We start from the raw sequence: 14677 nt of genomic DNA on the forward strand, positions 1-14677 counted from the left end.
CTGCTTAGTCTGGGAACGAGCAGTCAGTCATTTTGCGAAGGAGTGAAGGCAAATGGAAGCATTAAAGTATGAATTTTATATTGGAGCATCGCCTGAGATTGTATGGAATTCGATCGCGTCTCCAGAAGGGACGCGTAAAATTTTCTTCGGCAGTGTACTGAAATCGACCTTTGAAATTGGAGCTCCTTATGAATATGTAGGTCCAGGCAATGAAGGCGACGAGACGGTGCATGTGTATGGGCGCATTTTGGCCTATGAACCGAACAAAGTGTTGAGCTATACAGAGCATCCAGGGCCCTCTTATCGTGAGAATCATGCGGAGCTGGAGACTCGGATTACCTTCACGATTGACGAGGTTGGCGGCTGTACACGGTTAACATTGGTCAATGACAACTGGACGGAAGGACATCCATCCTATGAGAGTACGAAGGGACATTGGTGGATGATACTAAGCAATATTAAGACACTGGCTGAAACGGGAAAGACATTGGATTTTGGCTGGTAGAATGGCAAAGAGAGTCGACGTTATGTCGGCTCTCTTTTGCTTTCCATAGGCTAGACGGATTCACTTTCCTGGTAGAGTTTTTCGATGCAATCCCAGCATATTTTCTCTGGCTTCATATTCACTTCGATGATCCATGGCTTTAATTGTTGATCGATGCCGATATCAATACCGAGTATCCTCACTCCGGGATATCTGGTCTCAATCACTTCACTTGTACGCGCACTGATCCGATTCAATTGCTCTTTCACATTGCGCAGACTGACCCAATTGGTATGCGAGGATAATAACTTCTCAATCGACATGGAGCTTCCGCCGCTGCGAATATTTGTCACAATTTTGTTAGGCTGGGCAACACGGCCGAGAATACCTTCGTTCTTCCAGCTATCGTCTTCCTGCTTCCTGACCATAATGCGCAGATCGAAGGGGCGATCTTCCCATTTCATCAAATCAATTCCCTGCTGCACAATATATTTTTTGCTTGTCTTCTTCGCCAGAATGAAGGGATACAATTGTTCTTCCGAATGGAAAGTATGCTGCTTCGTTCCGTGATGGACATGGAACTGTTCTGATCCAGAGGAATCCATTGATTTGCTTACCTTCATGACCCCTTCACCGAAGGCGCCTTGATTCGGCTTTACATAGATTGTTGGATACAGCGATAGCATGAATGATAAAGAGTCCTTATCCAGCCTCAATGTCTCTGGTAAATGCCCGCGCAGCTCATGATCCTTCATCAATGCGAGATGATGTTCCCACTTTGGTCCCTTTGGCTCGACTAGAGAATGTGTTTTAGCTGCTGTCTTTCTCGCCTTTCTCTTCATGGAGTCTGATCCTCCTCCTGTAGGTGTTTACCCTATCCTATTCGTCTGACTGGGACCTTGCCCGTATTGTTCGCGTTATTTTTACACATTGTTGGGTAGCTGAATAAACTATGGGCAGGAAGGGGTGAGCGACTTGACGGTAATCAAGATTGCCGCGGTAGGAGATATATTGATGAAGAGTGAAATCATTGGATCAGCGAAGCAGCCTGACGGCTATCGATTTGAACCGATTTTTGAACAAGTAGCTCCTTATATACAGGAGCATGATTTTGCGATTGGCAATTTAGAGATGACATTCTCGGGTGCAACCTGGCATGATGACGGCATCTTGAAACAGAAGGGGAGCAATCGTTGGAAGGAGCAAAGGCATCCTGTCACACGGTATCCGATCTTTAGCTGTCCAGATGAATTGGCACCTGCACTGAAGCGATCAGGATTTGATTTCTTCTCGACTGCGAACAATCATTGCATGGATGGGGGCGGGAAGGGGTTAGTCCGAACACTTGAAGTTCTTGATCGTTATGAATTGAAGCACACGGGTACCTATCGTTCGAGGAGAGATGCGCACACATCCATGATCATACCTGTAAAGGGAATCAAGCTAGGCATTGCCGCGTATACGCTGGGTACAAATTCAATCCCTGTCCCAAAAGCGTGGCAGGTCAATCGCCTGAATCCGAGCAGGATGCTTGCTGATGTTAAGGCGTTGAGAGAGCAAACAGATCTGGTCATTGCCTGTTTGCATTTCGGACAGGAATATCGAACAACGCCGACGGCAAGGCAGCGAAGGCTCATGCAATTGCTGTTCCAACACGGTGTAAATGTGGTGCTGGGCGCTCACCCACATGTCCTTCATCCCGTCATCTCCAAAAAAATGAAGGATAGGTACGGTCGCACTCGGCTCCGGGTGGCGGCTTCTTCGCTAGGAAATTTCCTGACAACGAGATTGAAGAAGAACCCAAAGACGCTGCAAGGGATGATCCTATCGTTAACGATTGAGAAGAACAAACAAGGAATTACGGATATTACCAAGATCGATCAGAGGCTGACAACCGTACAACGAGTAGAAGAACAGGGACGAACCGCGTTCTCGATCATCCCCGATTAATGGACTGACCCCTAACGGGCGTGTCAGTTGAGGTCGAACAGTAAAATAAGAAGGGGCAATTATTGCTCCTTCATTCGCGTTGCTGGGGTCATTAGCAAAGATTCTCCTGTTTTCCTTTTAATACAGCCTCTTCCCGATTGCCTACATTCAGCTTGGAATAGAGGATGGAACAATAGTTTCGTACAGTGCCTTCGCTTAAGAAGAGCTTTTTCGCGATTGACTTGTATCTAAGGCCCAATGATAGATGGTGCAATACTTGGTGTTCACGCTGTGTAAGTCCATATGGATTGTCTTGAATATGACCTGCGCTATTTTCTATGTTGCTCGTCTTTGATTGCTTCATGCCTGCAAATACTTGCTCCGCAATGCCTTCCGCGATCCACGTCCCGCCGTTGTTAATCAATTTAATGGCCTCAATCAGTTCTTTAGGATGGACTGACTTCAGCATATAGCCGTTGGCACCGTGCTTAAGGGCCGTCATCGCTTGCCCGACGTCCGGAAAAGTAGTCAGAAATGCAATTTTTAAGTCAGGCCACCGCTGCTTCATCGTTTGAAGGGCGGTAATCCCGTCCATTTTCGGCATTTTTACATCCATAAGCACTAGATCTGGATGGAATCGCTCGCACTGTTCCAGTGCTGCCCGCCCATTGGAGGCCGCCCCGACCACTTCGAATTCAGGGTGCTTGGTCAATAACACATGCAAGCTATGCAGAATCGATTCCCGATCGTCTACGATAAGAACGCGCACTGCAGCGTTCGGCGCTGGCATGATGAGAGGCGCCTTACATACGACTACCGTACCTTCTCTAGGCACGGAATGAATAGACAGATTCCCGCCCAATGCAAGCAGACGATCTTTCATACCCGAAAGTCCATAGCCGTATTGTACCTGCTCCATCCCTTGGCCATTGTCCTCGATATGCAGACGGAGCCATTCTTCATCGTAATATAGCGAAATATCTATGGAGGTGGCTTGTCCGTGACGTACAGCATTCGTCAGGGCTTCTTGCAAGCAACGGTATAGGCAGTGACTGACGTGCTTCGTTACAGGGCACTCTGTTCCCAACACGCGGAGTTTTACCTTGATGCCTGTCGAGGTATAGAAGTTGTTCGACAGCTGATTTATCGATTCGCTTAGGGTTCCATCCATCTGATCGGGGGATAGCTCATGCAGATGTGTGCGTATATCATCGAGCCCTTTGCGAGCCCGTACTATTATTTCTCCATATTGCTCGCCGTGTGATGCAGGAATGGCGGGACGCATCGATTCCAATCCCATAATGACGGATGTTAACGTGTGTCCGATTGTATCGTGGAGCTCGTGGGACAGTCTGCTCCGCTCCTCGATCAAGGTAAGCCTCTCTACTTGGGTCACATGATGCTCGAGCACGCGATTCTGCTCTTGAATGATGAGACCTTGCTTATGAGTGAGTGCCAGCAATTGAAAAGCAAAGCCTAGAAAGTAGGCTAACCCGTTGTTCGGCAGGTATCGGAGTAAAATCTCATCCATTGCTGAATTAACGGCCATGCCGAGACTAAAGGGAATACAGATCACAACCAGGGGAGCGGTCCACCATAGCGAATTGCGGCTGCTTAAGAAGCCGAATACAAAGGCAGCCATAAGGAATTGCCATGAGGCTAAAGGCAAGTAGGCACTTATCCAAATACTAAAAACGCCGACAAGCAAGATTTCCGCAAGCATGTGCCATTGTCTTCCGAAGCGCAGCAGCAATGGAAGAGGATAGACGAGCAAGGCTAGCGTACAGAGCATCCACATCGCGTGAGGGAACTCTTCACGGAACGCTAGTACGATGACTGACGCGCTGATCAGCCAATAGAATCGAGTGACAAGAATCGCCCAATCGTACCACGCCCGCTGCTTCGTCCACGGTATTGCTATATTCAATGTTAGCACCTCATTTCATAGTCCCGATAGATTCTGCAATGTATTGATAACAACTATGACGACAGTCAAGAGGCAATTACGTCATCCATGTTACTAGAATTTAACGGCAGAACGGGATGATACAGCGCTTGTCACATCATGACATTTTGTCATATGAACCCCATGTCATGCCCCTTTGCGCGAGCATATTGCCTAGTAATTTGTCATAAGTGACATTTCGTTACTACGAAATATGACATTTTTCAGATAGCTTGAGATTAATTCGCGGGCATTAAGCTTCTGAATCTACCGAGTGCATGATGTATGCCGCGATTCTACAAGAAAAGAAGAGGAGAGGATTCTATGTTATTTCAAAAATGTTTATTGGCGAGTTTTTCTGTGCTGCTTGCAGGATCCATGCTGCTGAATACTTCGGCAGCTCGGGCACAGGATGTGAGAAACAATTGGGCTTCGACACAAGAAAGTCAAGTAAACCATCTACCAAATGAGAAGCATTCACTTGTCCAACAGACGATGGATGACCTTGTGAAGCGTAAGGAAGTTCCCGGTATCCTAGCACAGGTTGTAAAGGATGGACAGGTGTGGTCGTATGGGGCGGGCCAGGCAAGTATTTATAGTGATCGTAAGATGGATCCGGAATTCCATTACCGTATTGGCAGCATTACGAAAACGTTCGTCGCAACTGTAATGCTTCAATTGGCGGAGGAGAACAAATTGAGTCTGGATGATTCCGTGGAAAAGTGGCTTCCAGGCGTGGTTCAGGGGAATGGATATGATGGGAGCAAAATTACGATTCGTCAGCTGCTGAATCATACGAGCGGCATTGCCAATTTTACAACGGAAGACTTCATTAAGCGGATCGTAGTAGAGAAGCCTTATCAAACGTATTCCGCGGATGAATTGATTCGGCTTGGCTTGGAGCAGAAGCCGCTATTCGAGCCCGGCAAGGGATGGAGCTACTCCAATACGAACTATGTATTGGCGGGAGTTATTATCCAGAAGGTTACGGGTAAAACGTACGGCGAAAATATCGAGGCACGCATTATTGCAAAATTGGGGTTGAAAAGTACCTCCGTTCCAGGCACGCTGTCCTCTTTGCCAGATCCACATGCACGGGGCTATATCACATTGGAAGGCAGAGGATACGTCGACATCACGGAGCTCAATCCTTCATGGGGGAACGCAGCGGGCGACATGATTTCGACCGCCAAGGATCTGAATGCGTTTTTCAGTGCACTGCTAGGCGGCAAGCTGTTGTCAAAAGAATTGATGACTCAAATGCTGGATGGTGTGGATACCCCTATCGGTCGGTATGGCTTGGGCATTTATGAAGTAACGAAGAGTCCAAATGGAGAGTCGGTGTGGGGCCATAGCGGGGGTATTCATGGATTCGGTTCACAAAGCGGGGGAACGCTTGACGGCAAGCATGTCATGAGTGCTAACGTCAATATACTTCAGTTTGCAGGATCCTCGACTAATCCCCATGACGAAATCTTTCGTGCCGAATTCAAAGGTGCCGATAAGCCGTAAATAATCATTGTCATGTCTGATAAAAAGGACAAAGAATACAGCCGTCTTAAAGACGGCTGTATTCTTTATGTTACTGTCAGCATTGGCTGACAAGAAAGTTAGAATGTTTGACGATGTATGGCGTTAAATGATGGGTTGAAGATTTGTGAGTTCTATTTAAGGGTTTTTCTTAATGACAATCGACAGTCTGTAATTCGCATATTGATTCAATTCCACGAGGAATGCATCCAGTTCCTCATTGGAGGGGAAGCGGCACTCCATCATATAGCAGCATTCGCCGCTAATTTTATAATTATGAAGAACATAGGTCTGCTGTGTCTCGACAAAGGACAAGAATGGGCGATGATCCGGCTGCTTTGTATAGATTTGAATAAATGCTTGTACGGGGTACCCAGCCTTGGCTTGATTCAATTGAATCGTATAGTGTTCAATAACGCCTTCGTCTTCCAGCTTCTGTACGCGATTCGCCGTTGCTTGACCTGTCATATGAATCTTCTGTCCCAGTTCCTTCATCGAGACTCGTCCATTGCGGGACAGTTCTTCAATAATGCGTTGATACGTAGAATCCAGCATCGTAACAACCTCTTTCATTAATCAAGTATTTGACGCTTAACGCTTGATTCTGTATATGTCTTCCTATCTCCAATCATATTATCCTATTCGTAGGAAGAGAAAAAGAGGCTTGCTTGCCACAGGAGGAGTGCAGAATGAACATTACCCAAATTCGCAATGCTACGCTGATTATAGAGTACGGAGGTCAAAGGCTGCTGGTTGATCCATTTTTGGCCCCTAAGGGGACTTACCCAGCATTCCCAAATACACCGCATGCGGAGCTTCGCAATCCGCTTGTTGAGCTGCCGACTCCTATTGAAGAGATTATTCAGGTGGATGCCGTCATTATAACGCATCTTCATCTTGATCATTTCGACGACACGGCAAAATCGGTGTTGCCTAAAGAGATTCGCATTATTGCCCAAAACGAGCAGGATGCTCAATCGATTCGCGATGCGGGCTTCCATCATGTCGAGGCGATGAATGAACATACCTCCGTAGGAGGAGTTTGTTTGCAGCGCACAGCTGGTCGGCATGGCACTGGAGAAATTGGAGAGCGGATGGGCAGGGTATCCGGCTTCGTCTTGTCGCATCCAACAGAGAAGACCTTGTATGTCGCGGGAGATACGATCTGGTGCGATGAGGTGGACGCTGCAATTCAACAGCACAAGCCTGAAGTGATTGTGGTAAACGGAGGTGCAGCTCAATTCCTTATCGGGGACCCAATCCTCATGACTAAGGAAGATATTTATCGGACGCATCAGGCATCGCCGGAATCCATTATCATTTCATCGCATATGGAGGCGGTGAATCACTGCTTGCTGTCGAGGCAGGAGTTGCGTAGTTATTCTCAAGAGAAAGGGATTGCGGATCAAATCTTCGTTCCAGAAGATGGCCAGGTCATAACGTTGTGATGTATATGATGTTATCTTTCGAGATTAGACAATGGTAATTGCACGTACAGCTTGGAAGTTATGTTCGAGAATTGTTCATTTACGGTGCCTTGAAAATCGTTACGAAGAAAACTGGATAACGGATTACGGATAAAGAGTGGGGAAAGCTGTCGGATACCGACGGCTTTTTTATTAGGGAAAATTTGTGGAGCACATTAGGAATATGATGCGGGCTCATTTATAATGAAAACAGGCATGCAAGTATCGATACGAATTAGGAGTGGAATGTTGGTGGAATACACAGCTCAGCAAGTAGCGGAATGGATGATCGATGAAATTAGAACGAAGGGTGTCGCTTATCAGAGCGATGTCATTGAATATGTGAAGGCGCACTTCGGGGAGCATTTCGTATATGTGAATGAGAATGGGAATGCTTCGCTCGACAAGGAAGTGAAGAAGGCGTTCCGTAAGCTGCATCGCGGCAAAGTCGCATGGGACAGAGATGGATTCTGCTGGGGATGGACGTAAGCTTGGCGTAAAGAGATGGAGCAACTAACGCTGGATCACGAGGAACAACATGTTCCTCTGTATTTCTGGTGGAGTGGCAGCTGTCGCTGTCAATAGAGAAGCAGAAGGTGAAGGAGCGGTACGAGTTATGGCGCAGCAGAAATACTATGTGGTATGGGAAGGAAGTAAGCCAGGAATCTATACGAGCTGGCCGGAATGCCAAGCGCAGGTGAGCAATTACAAGGACGCGAAGTATAAGTCCTATACCTCCAAGAGCGAAGCGGATAAGGCCTATCGGGAAGGCTGGAAGAAGCATTGGGGTCAAGGAGCTGCCAAGAAGGGAGCGGCTGGGAAGTCTGCTGGTGGTGCTGCTGCTTCCGTATCCAAATCGGAGATTGATTATAACAGCATTTCCGTAGATGTAGGGACGAGGGGGAACCCAGGCCCGATCGAGTATCAGGGTGTAGATACGAAGACAGGAGAAGTAATCTTTGCGAATGGCCCTATACCCAATGGAACGAACAACCTAGGCGAGTTTCTTGCCATCGTGCATTCTTTGGCTTACCTCAAGCAGCAAGGCAGCAATAAGACCATATACAGTGATTCGCGAACCGCGATGAAGTGGGTACGCGAGAAGAAAGTGGCGACAACGCTTGTTCGCAATGAATCGACGCAGGAAGTGTGGAATTTAGTAGACCGGGCGCTTCATTGGCTGCAGACGAATACCTACAGCAATAAAATCCTGAAGTGGGAAACCGAGCATTGGGGCGAGATTAAGGCCGATTACGGGAGGAAATAGCCACTTCTCAACAGAGCTTTTGTACAGGTTGATTCAGAATTGGAACGGAGATCCACTTTTTACACAGATTAATCTGGAAGTATGGTATAATGGAACCATACTGATTCGGCTGTAGTCGCAATATCGTGCCCCGAACGTGACGTTTGGGGCTTTTATATTTACAGTCGGCGTATCAACATATCATGTGAGGAGAGATGGGGTTTGTACAGCTCGCGGAAGAAATCACAAGAGGATGTGCCGATGGAAATAACATCGGTGTGGATATGTTCGAGTGAAGATTGCAATGGATGGATGCGAGATAATTTCACTTTTTCAAATGAACCGACATGCCCGCAATGCAAGTCTGCAATGGTCAAGGGTGAGAAGAAGATAGCCGTTCTTGCCAACACGAGTCCAGTTCAATCCTCCAAGTAAGGGTTGACGGGGTTACTTGTGCATTAAGTTTATTCGTTATGAAGGGACACGAATTTTCGTGTCCCTTTTTGTATTTTAAAAGTAGATTATTACTTAATAAGCCCTATATTGCTGCCGAGTCATCAGATCACGAACTGCATCCGTAACCGATTCCTCCATGGAATAGAGGGTTTGGAATCCTTGCTGGCGAATTTGCGAATCGTCCCAAATGCGGTTGGTCGTTAATGTGTCCCATGCAAAAGGCGACATAGGATACGCTTTCCGTTGTTCCTCAGTCAGTTCAGCGGGGATATGGAGAAGGGAAGCGCGCTTTCCTGTAGCGGCATCGATGGCCTCTTTCAATTGCATCCAAGTCGTATCGAATCCTTTCAATACATAAACCCCATTATCCTGCCCGACCTCACCATATGTACCAAGCCACTCCATCGCACGGCCGATATCGCGAGTATCGACGAGAGACACTTTCGTTGAACCACCGCCGACGATTGGATACTGATCGCGGGCATGTGCCACGAACTTTCTGGCGAAGAATGAGGATTGATCGCGTACTCCAATCGTGCTTGCCGGACGTAATATTACCGTCTTCATTCCATTACGGAGGCCAGCTTCTTGTACGATCTCCTCCCTTGCTAGTGCTAACTGCTGTATCGGGTACATCGGTTGAGTATCATATCGTTCATCAATTGGCTCAATGCTGCGGAAATCATAGACAACAATGGTGCTCAACTGAACGAAGCGGGCTACTCCTTGCGCGGCTGCAGTTTCTGTCAACCATTTCGTCAATTGAATTTCTACGGGTGCGTCTAAGCGTATCGTCGAATTCAGCTTCGCATCTGCTGTGCAGTTGTAGACCACATCATGTCCTTGGATGACAGAAGCCAGTTCTGTACGATCCTCCATATGGAGTTGGATGACTTGAGCGCCGCTCCGCTTGAGCCATGAGATATTGCTTGTATGCCGTGCGACGGCGGTAACCTCATGCCCAGCATGTAGCAGCTGCTCTACGACATGACTTCCAATGAAGCCGGTGCTTCCAAATACAATTGCTCTCAAACGTGTTCCTCCTCCTAAGCCTTGCTCCATCACATTCCGTAATTATGAATTCAACATGCGCATGCTGTGCTGTTATCATAATCGAACTGCTTTTCTAATAAAAGTACGGTTAATTTATATAGTAACTATCCTGTTGAATAGTAATGGAAGCCATGCGAAAAAAAAGGCAAGCCCAAATTTGAATGATTGCAACTTAGAGCGAAACCTTTCTCTAGATTGCCACGTTAAGAAGGCAACAGGAAGACATATATTGGATTATCATGTTTGGTGAACGAGGAGGAGGAACGGGTGAAAAGGATACTGTCAGGGATTGTGGCAGTCGTCATGCTGCTGCTTGTCATTCCAACACAGCTGCAAGCAGCTGCATCCATCAGCATTTACATGGATGGGGTGAAGTTGATTACGGATCAGCCACCGACAACGCTTCAGGGTCGAACGATGCTTCCGATGCGCGCCATATTCGAAGCGCTTGATGCCAAGGTGTTGTGGGATCAGAGAAGGCAAATGGTGACGGCCATTAAGGACGATACTACCATTGTGCTGAAGATTGGCTCCAAGGCAGCGACCATAAACGGCTCCGCTGTTGTACTTGATGTACCGCCGCAGACATTGCTGGGGAGAACCATGGTGCCTGTACGCTTCGTCAGTGAGGCAATTGGGGCAGAGGTAGGCTGGAATCAGCGATCACAGAGCGTTTATATTCGGACACTCCCTGCAAACAAAACGGTAGCCCCAGTAACAAGTGTCAGCGCGCAAACGGCTGGCAAGTATGGAGATGGCCGTGATGTGGAGGTCAGCTTCTTGAAATCGGCAACGGAATCAGCGGTGGATCACTATCGCGTATTTGTAGTGAAGGCCGCGAATGTCTATGGATTCACCTTGTCGCAAGCATTGGCTGTTCCTACAGGTCAATATACCGTGGCGTTCCCGATTGGCGGGCCACAACAAGTGCCGCTTACATCCAACACTCGCGATGTAGATGGAGACCTTCTGAAGAAGAGTCAATCCTACGTGGTGTTAGTGCTTGCGGTAGGCAAAGGTACGAACAAGTCGGCGTTATCTTCAGCTTCCCAAACCCTAACATTAACGAACACAACAGTGTCCGCTGTAAGCAATGTGCAAGTACGCGATGTGGCCGATTACGGAGATGGCCGAGATCTTCAGGTCAGCTTTGCACGACCGCAGTATGATGATTACATCGCGAATTATCAAATCCACGTTGTGAAGACAAGAGATGCCAATCGGTTTGACACGGCTGCTGCAAATGCTGTGCCTAACTCATTCTACACGACAATCTCCAAATCTGGTTCCAATTCTACGTTAGCGACAACGCTCTCCTCTTCCTCAAGAGATGTATCCGGTGATTATATTCGCAGCGATATTTCATATACCGTATTTGTACTCTCTGTAAGCAGCAATAGCAAGGTGTCTCCGCATGCGTTGTCTGCAGGTTCATCCTCTATTACGCTGGATCGTCCGATCGCGGCGCCGTCCATTACAAAAGTGGATGATGTGGGCAATTACGGGGATGGACGTGACTTGCAGGTTAGCTTTATTCGCTCCGGCGATGAATCGAAGGTGAGCTATTACCGGATCTTTGTAGTCAGAAATCGAGATGCCGGAAGCTTCGATCTGTCCGATGCGAACCGAGTTCCGTCCGGCAGATATTATGATGTTGCGCGGAATGGATACAACATAACGACGACATTGCCGTCCAATGCCCGAGATGTACAGGGATCTTATATTGGCAATGGGGAGACGTACCGCGTATTCGTAATGGCAGTAGCCAAGGATGGCAATGCTTCTGCACTCTCCGCAGCATCTTCTGCGATCGTACTCAACAATAAAGGGAATGTTCAGGCATCTAAGAATGTAACGGTCAGTGATGTCAGCGATTATAATGATGGCCGTGATTTGCGAGTTAGCTTCGAGCGGGCATCGGATGAGTCGGATATTAGCCAGTATCGAATTATGGTCGTAAAGTCCTCAGATGCCAATCGATTTACACTGTCCGGTGCAAATGAAATATCTAGATCAAATTATATCGCTGTCAGTACAACGGGACGACATCAAAGTATTGTGGTGCCTTCCAATGCCCGTGATGTGGATGGCTCTTCTATTCGAAATGGAATCAGTTATCAGGTATTTGTCTTATCTGTTGGGAAGGGCAGTTACTCCAATGCCTTATCCAATCCGTCTTGGCCGATTACACTGGAGAATCGTGCTGTGGTATACTCCGCTACGAATGTGGGTGTACAGGATGTTAGCGATTATCGTGATGGCCGAGATCTACAGGTAGCATATACCCGAGCAGTAGATGAGTCGAATATAAGCCAATATCGAGTGCTGGTCGTAAAATCGGCGAATGCAAGTCAGTTCGGCGTCTCTGCGGCTAGTGAAGTACCGCGATCCAATTACACAGTTGTCAAAACGAACGGAGCGAATCGTACTTTGACGTTGTCCCCGGATGCTCGTGATGTGGATGGTTCATCCATTAAAAATGGTGTTAGTTATCGAGTCTTTATTTTGTCAGTAGGAGACAATGACGGCGGAACAAATGCATTGTCAGCACCTTCCCCAAATATCGTCTTGGAGGATAACCTAGGGGCAGACACAGTTACTAATGTTGCTGTGCAAGGAACAAAGAACAACGGCAATAGCCGGGATGTGGAAGTGAGCTTCTCGGCACCTGCTAATGATTCCACAATTGCCGAATATCGAATTCTAATCGTTCCGTCGGAGAAGGCGGAGGGCTATAAGCTATCTGCTGCAAATACCGTATCGGCAATCAATTATAAGAAGGTATCTAAGCAGGCGGGCGTTGTGAAGGAGATGCTGCCTGATGCTGCACGTGATGTGTACGGCAAGCAGCTCTCAAAAGGGATGGCATACCGAGTATTTATCTTATCTGTGTCCGAAGGGAGAGGTGCATCCAATGCACTCTCTGCTCCTTCCGAGGAGTTTAAGCTGCTTGATCCTGCGGTTCCGGCAGCGGCGAATGTAACTGCTGTCCTGGAAGGGGAAGGAGCAATCCTCAAAGTATCATTCGATAAGGCAGCAGATAGCAAGGGCATCGCCTATTACGCGATAATGGCAGTTCCTTCTGGATACGTAGATAGCTTTACATTGACGGAAGCCAATCGGGTACGCAACGGAGGATATCGTGTGGTGAAGGTATCGGAGGAGGGTATCCTGACGCTTACTTCTTCAGATAAGGACATTACAGGATCCGCACTTCGAAGTGGTGTTGCCTATCGTATATTCATTCTGTCGATTGCAGATGGCCGACAAGCAACAGCCAATAATTTGTCCAAGGCATCTAATGAAATCATTCCTGGTGAAGCCTTCTAGAGCATACGAAGTAAATCTATAGGCAGTGATGGAGTAGGTAGATTCATAGAGGAAGGGGCTCCGATTGTATCGGGGCTCTTTGTTATGGGACAATGCGACAAGTTCAGGCATAGGGAGGAAAAAGGACTCGATTTTCTTGTAAAATTTTGCCGTTACCTGCTTGACTTTCGATTCTAGCAGCATTAATCTAGTGATATAGAACTAATAGATTTATTTTCCATTTCAATAGAGTCTATATTGATAAAGGCAAACCCATCGAAAGATGGCGACGCAAAGCTATAGGGGCTACGGCGAATCTCGCTAAGCCAGCCAGTTACCGATTATAGAGGAATAGCGGCAACGTCCATGTACGTTACGATCCCTTCTTATTTCGGTAAGTGGGGATCTTTTTTTATTGCTTGCAAACTTCATATCATGCACTCCGTATTTGCACAAGGGCAAAGCCATTGAAAAATGGTGACGCAAAGCTATAGGGGCTACAGCGAATCTCGCTAAGCCAGCCAGTTACCAATCATGAAGCAGGGCAGTGTTGAATCGGTTATTCAGCTGTTCGCTTCGGGAGGAGAATGTATTGTGAAATGGGACAAGCGTGTTGTCGCATTTATTCTTGCTGTTATCATCGTATGCCCATTATTCGCAGTTCCGGTTCAAGCGCAGGAGCAGACTATTCTGGACAAGCTGGTTGTATTGCCTAACGGCGATTACAATCGAAGTGAGGCAGCTGCAATGAAGCAGCGGCTGGAGAAGATTCCGACATCGGTCTTGAATGCTCTATATAGTAAAGGAGTTAAGATTAAGCTTACACAAGGAGCCATTACGGACGAGCCAGAACTTGCTTACCTGAAGGGAGTAGTACCAAGAGGGTGGGAAGGCACTGGATTGACATGGGACGATGTTCCTGGAGTGAGCGAGCGAGTTGTGGCGGTTCGCATCGGGTATAGCGAGAAAGGGAAGGGGCACAATTCGTTTAATCTGGAAATTCACGAGACGCTGCATGCGGTTGACCGACTCGTTTTCAATGAAATTAGTGGTACTGAAGAATTCAACACCATTTTCAATAAAGAAGCAAGTGTAAAATATAAAGGTGATGGCTATGTTTCGACGTATCCAACGGAGTATTTCGCTGAAGCTGCTAGCTTGTATTTGTTTAGCGATACGACAAGGGGCGATTTGAAGAGCAGCATGCCGTTAACTTATGAATTTATGGCTAAGCTATTTGCGAGCTAAGAGCCCTACAT

At 47.2% G+C, this 14677-nt stretch carries 13 protein-coding genes and 2 riboswitches; of the genes, 9 read left to right on the forward strand and 4 right to left on the reverse strand.

Annotated elements, in window-relative coordinates; translation table 11 throughout:
• Positions 1-52: 52 nt before the first annotated feature.
• Complete coding sequence (locus tag RQP50_RS17695) at positions 53-505, forward strand: SRPBCC family protein (RefSeq protein WP_072730245.1); 453 nt, start codon at positions 53-55, stop codon at positions 503-505.
• 50 nt (positions 506-555) lie between these two features.
• Here RQP50_RS17695 and RQP50_RS17700 read toward each other — a convergent pair whose 3' ends face one another.
• On the reverse strand, positions 556-1326 hold the full coding sequence (locus RQP50_RS17700; RefSeq protein ID WP_072730244.1) for a YheC/YheD family protein: 771 nt from the start codon (positions 1324-1326) through the stop codon (positions 556-558).
• A gap of 133 nt (positions 1327-1459) precedes the next feature.
• Here RQP50_RS17700 and RQP50_RS17705 point away from each other — a divergent pair, with 133 nt between their 5' ends.
• Positions 1460-2434 carry a CapA family protein gene (locus RQP50_RS17705; protein ID WP_315746237.1) on the forward strand — a complete coding sequence of 325 codons (975 nt, stop codon included), beginning with the start codon at positions 1460-1462 and terminating at the stop codon, positions 2432-2434.
• 91 nt (positions 2435-2525) lie between these two features.
• On the opposite strand, the gene RQP50_RS17710 is transcribed toward RQP50_RS17705, so the two are convergent.
• Positions 2526-4340 (reverse strand): hybrid sensor histidine kinase/response regulator transcription factor, encoded by a 1815-nt coding sequence (locus RQP50_RS17710; protein ID WP_315746238.1) that lies wholly within the window; start codon positions 4338-4340, stop codon positions 2526-2528.
• 342 nt (positions 4341-4682) lie between these two features.
• On the opposite strand from RQP50_RS17710, the gene RQP50_RS17715 reads away from it, so the two are divergent.
• Entirely contained in the window at positions 4683-5870 is a 1188-nt protein-coding gene (locus RQP50_RS17715; protein ID WP_083545217.1) for a serine hydrolase domain-containing protein, read from the forward strand.
• Between the two features lie 156 nt (positions 5871-6026).
• Here RQP50_RS17715 and RQP50_RS17720 read toward each other — a convergent pair whose 3' ends face one another.
• Positions 6027-6443 (reverse strand): Lrp/AsnC family transcriptional regulator, encoded by a 417-nt coding sequence (locus RQP50_RS17720; RefSeq protein ID WP_315746239.1) that lies wholly within the window; start codon positions 6441-6443, stop codon positions 6027-6029.
• Positions 6444-6577: 134 nt separating this feature from the next.
• Here RQP50_RS17720 and RQP50_RS17725 point away from each other — a divergent pair, with 134 nt between their 5' ends.
• From RQP50_RS17725 to RQP50_RS17740, 4 genes are all read left to right on the forward strand, one after another.
• Positions 6578-7336 (forward strand): MBL fold metallo-hydrolase, encoded by a 759-nt coding sequence (locus RQP50_RS17725; RefSeq protein ID WP_315746240.1) that lies wholly within the window; start codon positions 6578-6580, stop codon positions 7334-7336.
• A 270-nt stretch (positions 7337-7606) separates the two neighbouring features.
• On the forward strand, positions 7607-7843 hold the full coding sequence (locus RQP50_RS17730) for a DUF6953 family protein (RefSeq protein ID WP_021252737.1): 237 nt from the start codon (positions 7607-7609) through the stop codon (positions 7841-7843).
• A 127-nt stretch (positions 7844-7970) separates the two neighbouring features.
• The gene (gene rnhA, locus RQP50_RS17735; protein WP_315746432.1) at positions 7971-8621 is read left to right on the forward strand and encodes a ribonuclease H; all 651 of its coding nucleotides are present in this window, start codon (positions 7971-7973) and stop codon (positions 8619-8621) included.
• A 201-nt stretch (positions 8622-8822) separates the two neighbouring features.
• The gene (locus tag RQP50_RS17740) at positions 8823-9035 is read left to right on the forward strand and encodes a cold-shock protein (RefSeq protein ID WP_021252735.1); all 213 of its coding nucleotides are present in this window, start codon (positions 8823-8825) and stop codon (positions 9033-9035) included.
• A gap of 93 nt (positions 9036-9128) precedes the next feature.
• Here the strand turns inward: RQP50_RS17740 and RQP50_RS17745 are convergent, their stop codons facing one another.
• Complete coding sequence (locus tag RQP50_RS17745) at positions 9129-10088, reverse strand: NAD-dependent epimerase/dehydratase family protein (protein ID WP_315746241.1); 960 nt, start codon at positions 10086-10088, stop codon at positions 9129-9131.
• Positions 10089-10376: 288 nt separating this feature from the next.
• On the opposite strand from RQP50_RS17745, the gene RQP50_RS17750 reads away from it, so the two are divergent.
• Both RQP50_RS17750 and RQP50_RS17755 read left to right on the forward strand, forming a co-directional pair.
• Positions 10377-13439 (forward strand): copper amine oxidase N-terminal domain-containing protein, encoded by a 3063-nt coding sequence (locus RQP50_RS17750; RefSeq protein WP_315746242.1) that lies wholly within the window; start codon positions 10377-10379, stop codon positions 13437-13439.
• Positions 13440-13674: 235 nt separating this feature from the next.
• A riboswitch (cyclic di-GMP riboswitch) is annotated at positions 13675-13760 on the forward strand.
• 105 nt (positions 13761-13865) lie between these two features.
• Positions 13866-13951, forward strand: a riboswitch (cyclic di-GMP riboswitch).
• A gap of 61 nt (positions 13952-14012) precedes the next feature.
• Entirely contained in the window at positions 14013-14666 is a 654-nt protein-coding gene (locus RQP50_RS17755) for an anthrax toxin lethal factor-related metalloendopeptidase (protein ID WP_315746243.1), read from the forward strand.
• Positions 14667-14677: the final 11 nt, after the last annotated feature.

The organism is Paenibacillus suaedae, from assembly GCF_032337355.1.
Lineage (GTDB): Bacteria > Bacillota > Bacilli > Paenibacillales > Paenibacillaceae > Paenibacillus_B > Paenibacillus_B suaedae.